The following is an 11,807-nucleotide window of genomic DNA, read 5'->3' as shown; positions in this document are numbered from 1 at the left end:
CGTGATTCTCGATATGAGTCTTCCGACATATGACAAGACCGGTACGGAGGCAGGGGGCGGTTCAGGACGTTCGGTGGACGTGAAATTGCGAGAAAAATCGTACGATCAAAAAGTAAATCGAAGATCGTATTTGTTACGCAATACGATGCATTTAGTGATAAGGGTGGGTCTCATTCACTTCAAACTCTCACTGAGGAGTTAGTTGGTGATTGTGGGGGTAATTTTGGGGGTGTGATTTTCTTCGATAGTTCGCAATCTGCATGGAAAAGCGAGCTAATGAATTTTTTGAATCCGATTCTGAATGAAACTACTAATAGTTGATGACGATAAGAGGCGTAGAGAAAAGATTGCCAATCTTTTGGCTAATAAAGGGATTGCTGCTAAGGAGGCTATTCTCGAGGCTGATTGCACGGATGATGCCACAAGGCTACTCCGACTTCAGTATTTCGATGTTCTGATATTGGATGTGGTATTGCCGAAGAGGAATCCAGGGTTGGCAACTCCACAGCATGGTCTTGACCTGCTTTCCAGGCTGAATAGGTCGCCATCCTTGCGAAAGCCAGGAAGGATTATCGGTATCACCGCGCACCTTGAGGATAGTGCGTCTTTCCGCTCGCGTTTTCAGGAATTCTGTTTGACAGTGTTGGAAGCGCCGGAGAATTCTGAGGTTTGGTTTACTCCTCTTGCTTCAGCAGTCGCCTATCAGGTGTCCTCGGAAATTTCCCGGGCGATTGATGTGTCTCCCTGTGAAGTGATTACCGTTCACGGAATTAGGACGTTTGGCCAGTGGCAATTGCGTCTCAAGCGGCTGGTTGAGGGCAACATTGGAAAGGTTAAGTTTAACTCCTATCGGTATGGCTATTTCTCAACAATATCCTTCCTAATTCCTCTACTTAGAGCGAGTGAGGTCGAAAGGCTATCCCAGCACTTTCGCATGTTAATAAAAAGCCCTCCGAAGGGTGGATACGTAATTTTTTGCCACAGTTTTGGGACCTATTTGGTTGCTGAGGTTCTGAAAGGTATGGCAAAAACGGGGGTTAATTTACCCCTAACGACGCTTGTTACTGCAGGAAGTGTATTACCGAGCGACTACGATTGGTCTCCAGTGATCGATAATTTTGGTTGCCGTATCGTGAATGATTGTACAGACGGCGATTACATTTTATGGTTGGCGAAGCTTGCTGCTCCGGATATGGGAATGGCTGGAAAATGCGGTTTTTACGGATTTAATAATGAAAGACTTATGAACCGATATTTCACCGGTGGGCATAGTAGCTATTTCGATGGGGAAAATTTTATGAGTTCATACTGGCTGCCACTCATTTCCTCTAAGGAGCACGCGGTGGAGGTGGATTTGCGAGAGGCATCCACGCTAGTTCACGAGGTATTCGAGAAGCTCGTAATATTTATTGGCGATAACAAGCTGCTAGTCGCGGCCTCAGTCATAGGTGTCGCCGTTGTCCGAGTATTAGGCATGTTCTAGCACGGCTTTCGTCAGGCCCGTTGCTAGAGCAGCCTTCGTTGCGTGAGTTGCTTGCTATCGACGCATCAGCCGTTAAGAAATGGTGAGAGATCAACCATATTTTAGTTGATTGCCTCAGATTCCCTGTCGGGCGTGACCTGCGGCAAAAGAATCCCACTTGCATCACCCGCAAGAAGTGCTGCAAAGAAATAGTTCGGGAATCAAAGGCCGCCGATCCCAACGTCCTCGTTTGGCGTTGGGGTTTTTCTTGCCCTTACCGCCACTTTTCGCACGAAAGGTACGATCACCCCGAGGTGGTCGCCGCCACCACCGCCCATCTGGCGTGGGTCAGCCTGCCACGGCCAGGTACCCGGGCACGAATCGAAGGCTGGTGGCTGGAAGTATTGGGCAAGGGCAACAAGCTGCGGCGCGTGCCGGTGCCGCCGGCGGTGATCGCGCGGCTCGGCGCGGATCTGGTGGCGCGCGGCCATCCGGCCGACCCGGGCGACATCCGGGTTCCGGGCGGGGTCGCCTTGCTCGGCCACGCCACCGACCTGGGCGAGCGGGCGCCGTGGGCCGGTGCGCGCGCCGCCAGCCCCGTCGATGCCGCCGCCGGCATCGGCGCCGTCACCCTCGCCAAGCAGATCAAGGGCTTCATGACGGCCTGCGCGGGCACGCTGCGCCTTGCCAACCCGCGCGGCGCGGCGCGGCTGGAGGCAGCCAGCACGCACTGGCTGCGCCACTATGTGCCCTTCCGGACTATGTCGGGTAACACGGACCAGTGCCTGAAGAATGCGTCGCCACGCCCGACTACCCAGCCAGTCGCACGACATAGGTTTCTCTTCTGACAAAGCCGCGGAGTTGGTCTGCCAGCTAGTAGCGTCCTGATTTGCGGTGTGGTCGGATGCCTTCTCAAGGGCCTGCGCATTCTTCTAAAGTGTTCCGTCAAGGGCGCGAACGGACTTTCACTCGGTCGTGAGAGAACGCCCGCTTATGAATGACGAAACTAATGACGCACTCCTTCCACGAAGCCAAGAGGCTGCTGTAGGAATAAAGACTATCTCTTTCCCATTCCAGCATTCGCCCCGCAAAATGCGGGCTATTGGAGGATTGCAAGACATAGTCAGGAAGGACACATAGTGCCGCCTATGTCGTTGGGTACATAGGCGACATACCCATATTGCCCACGCGCTGGCGGCCGGGGCGCCGCTGGAGGTGGTGCGATGCAGGCGGTGTGGAAGGCCGGCAAGGGTGATTGATCGCCCGCCCCAAATCGTTGCACCTTTCGGATGCCCCACCTTTCCGACTCCCAAAACCTGATACCTATGTCTCTTGAGATCGAGCGCGCCGCAGCCATGGTGTGGATCCGTGTGCAGATGGGCAGGCACGGCCTGACCTTGACCGACCTGCAGGCGGCCGGCTGCGTTACCGTCGGGGCGTCGCCGCCGGTACCCACCGGCGCATGACGCAAGCCACTGCCTACTGAAGTCAATCCAATCGGCATGAGTCGGCGTCTGCTGATCTCCCGAATCCTTGCGCTACATCGCTCGCATGGTTTCTCGCATGGCGGCCAACAAGGGGGAGTCCTCGCCCCGAAGATAGTAGCAGTGGAGTGCGAAGGAGGCGGGCGTGTGCAGCGGACGGTGGACGATGCTAGGAAAGCGCACGTTCGCCATCGAACTTGGCACCAGCGCGACGCCCACGCCGGTTGAAGCCAACAGAGACGTCCAGCGGCAGCTTAGGTGAAAGCTGCCAATTAGTCTCTGGCGATGAGGCTTCAATATCATAAAATTAAGTATGGGGCACTTGGCTGCTTCTGGGAGGTCCGGTTTGATAACTATTATCAAACGGCATACAATTTCGGGGCCGACGCGCCAATGCCGGCCGTGTCTGAACCAAGGAGCGAACCATGATCAGTGCCGACCTCGGCCAACAACTCGAGCGCTACGTGACCGAACTGGTCGCCTCCGGCCGCTATGGCTCCAAGAGCGAGGTGCTGCGCGAAGGCGTGCGCCTGATCCAGGACCGCGAGGCGCAACTGGCCGCGCTCGACGCGGCCGTCACCCGCAGCTTGGCCGAGGCCGACGCGGGCCAGGGCACCGAAGCGGCCACCGTGTTCGATCGCCTCGAGGCCAAGTATCGCGCGATGGCCGGCGGCACGCCTGGGCGTGCCGCATGATTGTCGTGCGCCTGACGCCGCTGGCCGAGGCCGAACTCGAGGCCATTGCCGACTACATCGCGCGCGACAACCCGGCGCGGGCGCTAACCTTCGTGCAGGAGCTGCGCGACCGGTGCCAGTCGCTCGCCGACCTACCGCTCGCCTTCCCGCTGGTGCCACGCTACGAGGACCGCGGCATCCGCCACCGCGTGCACGGCAACCACCAGATCTTCTACCGCGTGATGGGCGACCCGCCCGCCCGCATCGACGTGCTGCACGTGCTGCACAGCGCCCGCAACTATGCCGCGCTGCTGTTCCACTGATGCCACAGCTCGCCGTCGGCGAGCTGCCTGACCCCACCACGCCATGCCATGGCCAACCGCCCCCAGACACTGACCGCGCCGCCGCCGCGCACCTACACTCGCACCGAGTTCGCGGCGCTGCGCGCCTGGGTGCAGGGCGTGCCCGCGACCACGCTCGCGCGCCAGTACCTCGAGCCCGCGAGTGACGGCGACGCCGACGCGGAGGATCCCCACGCCAATCCCGAGCGTTTCCTGCGCGCGATGCGCGACGACCTGGTACGCTTGGCGATCCGGCACGGCTCGCCGGTGCTGGCTGAGCACCTGAAGGCGTCGATCGCGCGCCACGGCCACGCGCGTCTGGGTGCGGCGTCGCTGCGGCTCGTCGAGCAGGCCGCGCGCCTGGCGGTGGCCGTGCCGGTGCCCGCGCACGCGGTGGGTCTGTGGTTCCGTCCGCTGGCTGCGCAGCGCCTGGCCGGCGCCGGCCTCGGGACGCTGGCCGACCTGGTCGGCTGGATCAACGAGCGCGGGCCCGCGTGGTGGCGCGCGCTGCCGCGCATCGGCCCGGGCCGCGCGCGTGCGTTCGTGGCCTTGCGCCGGCACGAAAGGTCGCTTGGTCTGGCAGTGGACGCCGACGTGCGCGAGGACACGCCGCCGGAACTGGCCGTGGCGGTGACCGAGCGCATCGAGTTCGCACCGGACGGGCAGGGCGGCAGCTCGATACGACGGCTCGTGCCGCTCGAGCGCATGGCGCTGCCAGACGCGTTGTCCGGCGAGCGCGGCAACAACCGCGCGGCGAGCTTTCCCTACGTGCGCGCGCGCCATGACCTCGAAGCGGTGCGGGCCTACCTAGCCGGCTTCGCCGGGCAGGAGGCGACCCAGCGCGCCTACCGGCTCGAACTCGAACGTCTGCTACTGTGGGCCATCGCCGAGCGCGGCGTGACGCTGTCGTCGCTGGCGGCGGAGGACCTTCGGTACCCAGGCGGTCGCGGCCGACATGCCGCTCGACGTGGTGCAGCGCGTGCTTGGGCACGCCTCGCTGCAGACCACCAGCACCTATGTAACGGCCGAGCAGCGGCGCGTCCGTGCCGAGGCGGCGAAGTACCATGCCCGACTCGTAGGCCCACCTTGAATACACTCTGTGTCAGCAGCGCAATCTGGGGCGCTGCGCCGAATCGTGTCGCCACTTGAGTCTGACCAGAACTATGAAGAACCAGGAGATCAGCACTTCTATGGAAGCAGTCGAAAAAATTCGATTTGTCCATCTATCCGATATCCACTTCAACCGGCGAGCCGCCGCTTTCGGATTTGACCCCGATCGGGAATTGCGGCGCTTGGTCCAGAGGGACATCGCCGAAAAGGTGAATACGCTTGGGCCCATGAACGCTGTTCTCGTTACCGGGGACATTGCCTATGCGGGCAAGCGCGATGAATTCGACGTTGCGGCGAAATGGCTCGACGAGGTCTGCGAGGCGGCGCAGTGTGGCAAAGAAGCGGTTCTTCTGTGCCCTGGTAATCATGATGTGGACCGAGCCGTCATAGAACGGAATCAACTCATCCAGGACGGCCATGACGCTGTTCGTAAGGGAACCACGTTCTACGATCGCGACATGGCGCTGACCCGGCGACTGACGCAGACCGAAGCGAGAGCCTTGTTCTACGCCTCCCTTGCCGAGTACAACTCTTTCGCCGCCAGATATCAGTCCTCCTTCTTCGCGGATGAACACACGTTTGTTTGGGAGCACGATTTCGAGCTTAACGATGGTTCCACGCTGAGAATCCGCGGTCTCAATACGGCACTGCTTTCTGGACTCGCCGACATCGCAGGAAGCTTGTTCCTGGGCTCACGGGCTTGGACCTTGCCCAGGCTCGACGGCGTCGAGTACATGGTCATGGCGCACCATCCGCCCAAATGGCTGGCCGACGAAGAGGAATCCGAGCGCGCGTTCGAGGGAACCGCAAGAATCCATCTATTTGGTCATGAGCACAATCAACGTGTCCAGGTTGGGCGAGATTGGGTCAAGCTGTTCGCTGGGTCCATCAATCCGCACAGAGCTGAGCCAAACTGGCGGCCCGGATACAATCTGATCGAAGTGTATGTCGAGGCGGGTTCGCCACGTCGACTGAAGGTGGACGTTCATGCAAGGGAATGGCAGGGCAATCCTCCGCAGTTTCGCAACGTCGAAGACAAAGGAAACAAGCCGATGTTCAGCGCGTCCATTGACCTGCCGGATCTGCCTGCGACGTTTCTGCGGCGAACCGCTGCACCTGTCGCCAACGAGCCCGTCCCTACGCAGAACGAGCTAGTCTTGAGCACGGACACCCGACAGATGGACCCACAACGTCACTTCAGGACAATTGTCTATCGGTTCTTTAGGCTCTCACTTTCGAAGAAAGAAGAGATCGTCGGGCATCTGCGGCTCGCCGAAGAAAGCGATAGCCGACTTACCGACGTGGAGCGCTTTAAGCTGTCCCTTATGCGTGCCAAAGAACGCGGACAGTTGGACGAACTGGCAGAAATGATCCAAGAACAGGAGAAACAATAGTGGAAGCTATCAAGCGAATGGGCGTGCTGTACGGCAAGCTGGGCCTGGCCACGGCGCCTGCGTTGATTGAAGCGCGCGGCGCAGGGCTGATGGCGGCGTGCGATAGCCTGAGTAACAAGCACGTGCCCGCGCTCGTGAGGCAAGTTCTTGGGTTAAAAGGCGGTGAACTCGACGAAAGCTTTTGGTCACCGTTTGCGGAGAAAGATCCAACCTTCGACGTTGCAACAACGGACAAGGAAGCAGCATTGCTTGCCGGCAGCGCGATCGCATATTGCTTCGAAGAGAATCTTAAAATCGAAGATCCACTAGCGCTTTGCTTGGTTACGGCAGCTTTTGGAAAAACGCGCAAGGCAGTCGCTGACGACCAGATTGTGACCCAAGCTGAACAGAGGCTCGCCGAAATACAGACGGAAGAGAGCAGCATCCTCGCGAACCGAAAACATAACGCCCGGGGACAGGCGCTCAATGAAGCAATGGCGAGTTTGGAGCAGCCTGCATCGAGGCAGAACCCTGCCAACGGCCTGCAACACGCCCACTCCGTGTTGAAAGAGTTGGGGGACTACGCGGAGGCTGCTGCGCGTGCGTCCGCTACCAATGACAATCTGATTCTTGGGTACCTACGGCGGCTCGAAGGCGAAGTGCGGGTCTATTGGTGGGTCACGAGCGGCTGGAGTTCAGACTCGGCTAAGGGGTTCAAAACTCTGCCCCTCATGGAAGCCGCCCTGCGCGCGGGCAAGGAGCTGGCGGACAAAAGCGCCGGCGTGGGGCTGTTCTCGGCACCAGCCTTGCTCGCCATGGTGCTTGAGCGGGGTCGTGAGGACGCGTCGAAGCCGGTGGCGCTGGCCGAAGCCGTTGTAAATCCCGAGCGTGCGTGGCGACTGCAACACTGTGCCGATGTGGCGGAGGGCGATTGTGCCAATCTGATGCCGCTTACCACAGCAATGGGAATGGCGGCAGCCAGTGAAGACGCCGCCGACTGGCAACCGCGCTTCCAGCGACTGACGGGGCTGTCAGTGGATATGGAGCTTTCGGCTGAGCAGTTGGCCATCCAGCTCTATCGCGAGCGCCTGCTTCTGCGGGCACTGAAATGACTGAAGACATGGATTCGGCCGCTTTTGAATGCAGGGTGCCAGGGTGCGGAGGCCCAAAGTCAGGTGTCTGTATCAACGGGCTGAACTTCAATGAGTGCCCGGATGTCGTTCCGATTTCCGAGGAGGCTGAGCAGGCAGACGTCGCCCCCGAGGGCGAGGCCGTGTCACAGTCCGCGAGATCGATGACGCGGACCGGCGGAGCGGCAAGCCTTGACGAGCTGAGTTGCGACAAGCTGCTGCGTGAGAGGGGGGCATCGTTATCGGGATTGTGGCCGGTCCGGACGCCGGAAAGACGACCATGATCGCCACAATCTATGAGCTGCTTCATCGCGGCAGACTCGACGGTTATCGGTTTGCAGGCTCGGAGACATTGCGAGGATATGAGGAGCGGTGTCATTTGGCGCGAATTGCATCGAATCGTGAAACGCCGGATACGCCGCGAACGCCGAGACGAGCCCAACTCAACTTCACGCATTTGCGCGTCGCAACGGATGCGGGGATCGCCGATTTGGTCTTTTCGGATCGGTCAGGGGAGCACTTCGACACCGTTCTCGATTACCCGACGCAGATCGCCGAGTTTGCGGAGCTCGCACGCGCCGACGCAATCCTCTTGCTCGTTGAGTTGGATCGACTTGCCGCAACGCCGCATCCCTGTGTATCGTACCTGCGGAGGCTGGTCATGGCGATGAGCCAATGCGGACTCCTGGAAGGCAAGATTCTTCGGGTCGTTGGTACCAAGGCCGATCGCCTGAACTCCGCCGCGTTGATCGAACGTACGACGGCGGCATTGATGGATCTTGCTGGCGATCTGACTCGCCGCGCCAACTGTGATGTTGCCATTAGGCCACTTGTGACCGCGTCCCGGAGAGGGCCGGGCAATGGAGGAAGCGGCCGGGGCCTGAAGGAACTCTTGGATGACATTTTGGCGGCGGAGGAGCCGGGATCGTTCCGGCTATCGAAGATTGTTCCGGCACAGATGACGGAAATGGATGCCCTCATGGTTCCATATTGGGATGCGCAATCATGACAAGCCTGCTCGTGGTGGGAATGCCAAACTCTGGCAAGAGCACGTTCATCGCCGCTTTGCGCCACTTGTTGATTGCAGATGAAGTGCCCACGCATCTCCGTCTTACCGGCTTGGCGGCAAGTGAAGCACACCTCAACAAGCTCGAGGGCAAGTGGCTGGCCTGCGAAACGATCGAAAGGACCAAGCCGGCGACTGAGGGGTGGGTCGAATTGCAGGTACAGGATCGCGTCACGGGCGCGGAATCAACGCTGCGGATTCCTGACCTGCGCGGCGAGGCCTTTGAACAGCCGGCCTGCATTGGGCAATGCCAAATCGATTTGTTCGATGCCCTATCGGAGGCGGAAGGCATCCTGTTGTTCACGAACGCGGATCGTGAAGATGATGCTTTGTTGATCGATGACATCGCCGACATTCTCGATCTTGAACCCGTCGACGAAATTACTGGCGATCATGCTGCAACGTTGGATGGGCAGTCGCCGGGCGTGACGACGGAAGCAGAGGGGCAGGCCGTCATTGAGGAGTCGACGACTCGCTTCCGGCCAGAGGAAATGCCTGAAGAAGTGAAGCTCGTTGAGTTTCTTCAGCTAGCCAACAGGCGGCCGCTGCGCTCTCGCCGGCGTAAGGTCGCCGTCATCGTGTCGGCATGGGATGTAGTAACGAGCAACGGTAATGCGACAGCTGACGCCTGGCTAGCTACGCGGCGTCCCATGCTCTCACAGTTCCTTGCGACCAATGACGACCTCTGGGACGCGCGTGTCTACGGCGTAAGCGCTCAGGGAGGGCGGTTGCCGCAAGATAAGAGTACCCTTGAAAAGATCGGTCGGCCTTCCGAACGGATCCGCATTGTCGGACATGATGCCGATGCGCATGACATCTCGGCACCGCTGAGGTGGCTGCTCCCCACCGCGGATTGATGCAATGCTACCGAAATCTGAGATCCGCATTGAACAGGCCTTGCACGGATACGGGAGGGGCCACCGTGAATTGGCCAGCTCTTTGGAGCTAGATGATCAGTCGCGCTCCGAAATGCTTGTGTTGAGCGACCTGCTTGCATCGTCGGCCGTTGACGGGGGAAATCGTATCTCACGGCCTATCCGTTGCGCGCCGCATCCCGCTATGTCCTTGCTAGGACCTGGTCAGCCGGGCAAGGCTATCGCCCCGGCAGTGTCTGGACCCACTCGCTGGTGCTTGACTACCAATCGCTGGTGCTCTTGCCGGACCTAATGCTGTTGCGGCTACTGCTTCGGCAGTCGAGCGCGCCCGAGCTCAGCGACTATGAGCGCCCAATAGCCTTAAAGACTCGCGGCCAGGGGAATTCGCTCCCGAGCCTATCGATGGCGCAAGCCTCATGTGCGTTGTTGCAGCTCTATGGTGACCATTCCGTTAATGATGTGGTGGTTCCTGCAATGCACGAGCGCGACAATGAGGCGCTGGCGCTTTCGGTATGGCGCCAAATGTGGCCAGCGTTGCGGCGGGAATTCGCTTTTACCACTGCTGAAGAGGGCGCCCTGTCAGGCTTCGACTTTGGGTGCACCCTTCGTTTTTCCAGCGATGCTTTCGAACTGCACGACGGAGTTCGCGTGCAAAGTTCGCAAGGCTTCGATGCCATGATGGAGGACCTACCGTACGCCGGTCCGACAGGACTTAGGTCATTTCTGGCGCGATATGCCATAGAAAGCCCCAGGCCTCGTAGCGCTGCAGTGCAACTCGCGAGCTTTTATCTCGATCTTGGCGATGCTGGTCCGCTCGAGCGCCTCAGGACTGCCCAAACGCTGATCATCGAAGGGCGGATGCCACGCCTTGCGCGAGATCTCGTAGCCGACGCAGTCAGAGCTGCAGACGGTTTCGAGCAATGCCTGGAGTTGGCGCATATCCTGCGCGATACCCCTGTCGACGCGGAGTGTGGACCGCTGGTTCAGCGATTAAGTGCATTGTCATCTCCGCAAGTCAATATCTTGCTGGATGCTTGCCAGTCCGATGTCGCGCATAGCTTTGGGGCTTCGCTGTTTAGAGAGCTTGTGCTGGAGTTGCCCGGTTCCACCGTTGCGCGTGGGGCCAGCGAGCGTAGTCGGCTTTCAATAGCTAAGCTGCGGCCAGAGATCCTGGCCATGAAAGAGTGGTGGCCGTCGGACGACGCTGCTCGAGCAGAGCTGCTCAGTCAACTCCCGAGCATGCTCGAAGTTGACTGGAGCGCAGTTCTGCAGGCACTGAAGCCGGGGCTAGGTCCACGCACCGTGGCGGCGCTGCTTCATGTTTTCATCGAGGGAGCCGACCAACTCGGTATAGAGCTATTCGCGCAGCGTAGTGACGAGGTTAGGGATGTCGTCGCACAGTGGTTTGTAAGTGAGGACGCAAGACTAAAGTTGCTGGCAAGCAGCTTAAGCACCGTTACGTCCGACCAGCTCGAGGCGCTGGCTCTTGCCGAAATTGGGCAGGTACCGCCGTTCAGGTTGACTGACGGCTGGTTACAGCTTTTCCGTTCTTTGGAGCATCGAAGTGTCGCAGGAGATGCCACTCTCATCGTTGGCTATCTCGTGGCACTCGAGGTTGAAGACATGCTGGCACTGCAGATTGGGCACATCGTCTTCGAGCCATTGTATCGCGCGGTCAAATCGTACCGCCTCACAAGTCGGGAAATGCGCTATCTGGAATCTTCACTCGCGAAGTGGAACAGCAGCGCATACGGATTAGACGCAATGGTACGTAGCGCGGTCACGAAATGGCCAACCACACACTCTGACTGTGGAGCACTTAGGCTCAGTAGGGATCCTGGCCAAGTCTTAGCGCTAGCGCGAGAGGTTCGCCGCCGCAGCGGAATTCAGTCCTTGCAGTCTGCATTACTGAGTCCAGAGTTGAGCGAAGAAGTGAAAGAATGCCTTTCTACCTATTTGCAGCAAGGAGAAGCGAAAAAAGGGTGGGTGGCCATATCGATGGTGGTAGCGACTTCTGTTGCAGACCCGCTATCTCCGCTAATGGCGGCCACGAATTCCGCAAGACGACATGCAGCCAGCCCTGTGGGGGCAGTGGGCGGTCTGGTGGTGGCGGTGTTCAACCAGGTCGTAACCTTACAAAGAGCGTCGCCAGCGCCAGGATGAGGGGTGATCGTACCTTTCGTGTGAAAAGTGGCGGTGATCGACCGGAGAGCCGCCTGCAGCAAGGCTCTGCCCCTTCCCGCCTTTCGCACGACCAGAGATATTGCAACCCATTGATTCGCAATAGTTTTT

At 59.3% G+C, this 11,807-nt stretch carries 11 protein-coding genes and 2 pseudogenes; all 13 read left to right on the top strand.

All coding sequences use genetic code 11. The annotated features are described in order from the left end of the window. Positions 1–301 precede the first annotated feature (301 nt). The 13 genes and pseudogenes from OMK73_RS15495 (at position 302) to OMK73_RS15445 (ending at position 11,678) form a co-directional block, all read left to right on the top strand. Positions 302–1,483 carry a response regulator gene (locus OMK73_RS15495; protein ID WP_267602815.1) on the top strand — a complete coding sequence of 394 codons (1,182 nt, stop codon included), beginning with the start codon at positions 302–304 and terminating at the stop codon, positions 1,481–1,483. A 293-nt stretch (positions 1,484–1,776) separates the two neighbouring features. Then, a complete protein-coding gene (locus OMK73_RS15490) occupies positions 1,777–2,310 on the top strand; it encodes a hypothetical protein (RefSeq protein ID WP_267602813.1) in 534 nt (177 codons plus the stop codon). A 477-nt stretch (positions 2,311–2,787) separates the two neighbouring features. Next, complete coding sequence (locus OMK73_RS15485) at positions 2,788–2,928, top strand: hypothetical protein (RefSeq protein WP_267602812.1); 141 nt, start codon at positions 2,788–2,790, stop codon at positions 2,926–2,928. 443 nt (positions 2,929–3,371) lie between these two features. After that, complete coding sequence (locus OMK73_RS15480) at positions 3,372–3,641, top strand: type II toxin-antitoxin system ParD family antitoxin (RefSeq protein ID WP_267602811.1); 270 nt, start codon at positions 3,372–3,374, stop codon at positions 3,639–3,641. After that, a complete protein-coding gene (locus OMK73_RS15475; RefSeq protein ID WP_267602810.1) occupies positions 3,638–3,943 on the top strand; it encodes a type II toxin-antitoxin system RelE/ParE family toxin in 306 nt (101 codons plus the stop codon). Before OMK73_RS15480 ends, OMK73_RS15475 begins: the two co-directional genes overlap by 4 nt. Positions 3,944–3,991: 48 nt before the next feature. Then, a pseudogene (locus tag OMK73_RS39225) lies at positions 3,992–4,504 on the top strand (phage integrase family protein); the annotation flags it as partial. Between the two features lie 412 nt (positions 4,505–4,916). Next, positions 4,917–5,051, top strand: coding sequence for a hypothetical protein (locus tag OMK73_RS39220; protein ID WP_420715653.1), 135 nt, complete (start codon positions 4,917–4,919; stop codon positions 5,049–5,051). Positions 5,052–5,151: 100 nt separating this feature from the next. Beyond that, positions 5,152–6,465 carry a metallophosphoesterase gene (locus tag OMK73_RS15465; RefSeq protein WP_267602807.1) on the top strand — a complete coding sequence of 438 codons (1,314 nt, stop codon included), beginning with the start codon at positions 5,152–5,154 and terminating at the stop codon, positions 6,463–6,465. Then, positions 6,465–7,556, top strand: a complete 1,092-nt coding sequence (locus tag OMK73_RS15460; RefSeq protein WP_267602805.1) for a GTPase-associated system all-helical protein GASH — start codon at positions 6,465–6,467, stop codon at positions 7,554–7,556. Before OMK73_RS15465 ends, OMK73_RS15460 begins: the two co-directional genes overlap by 1 nt. A 253-nt stretch (positions 7,557–7,809) precedes the next feature. Beyond that, the gene (locus OMK73_RS15455; RefSeq protein WP_324291815.1) at positions 7,810–8,583 is read left to right on the top strand and encodes a TRAFAC clade GTPase domain-containing protein; all 774 of its coding nucleotides are present in this window, start codon (positions 7,810–7,812) and stop codon (positions 8,581–8,583) included. Further along, complete coding sequence (locus tag OMK73_RS15450; protein ID WP_267602803.1) at positions 8,580–9,497, top strand: hypothetical protein; 918 nt, start codon at positions 8,580–8,582, stop codon at positions 9,495–9,497. Before OMK73_RS15455 ends, OMK73_RS15450 begins: the two co-directional genes overlap by 4 nt. 4 nt (positions 9,498–9,501) lie before the next feature. Beyond that, positions 9,502–9,803, top strand: a pseudogene (locus OMK73_RS39215) (hypothetical protein); the annotation flags it as partial. Between the two features lie 114 nt (positions 9,804–9,917). Beyond that, on the top strand, positions 9,918–11,678 hold the full coding sequence (locus OMK73_RS15445; protein ID WP_267602800.1) for a hypothetical protein: 1,761 nt from the start codon (positions 9,918–9,920) through the stop codon (positions 11,676–11,678). Positions 11,679–11,807 lie beyond the last annotated feature (129 nt).

The sequence above is a fragment of the Cupriavidus sp. D39 genome (assembly GCF_026627925.1).
GTDB lineage: Bacteria > Pseudomonadota > Gammaproteobacteria > Burkholderiales > Burkholderiaceae > Cupriavidus > Cupriavidus ulmosensis.
Note: the sequence above shows the minus strand (reverse complement) of the source record. Positions and strands in the feature narration are given on the sequence as shown.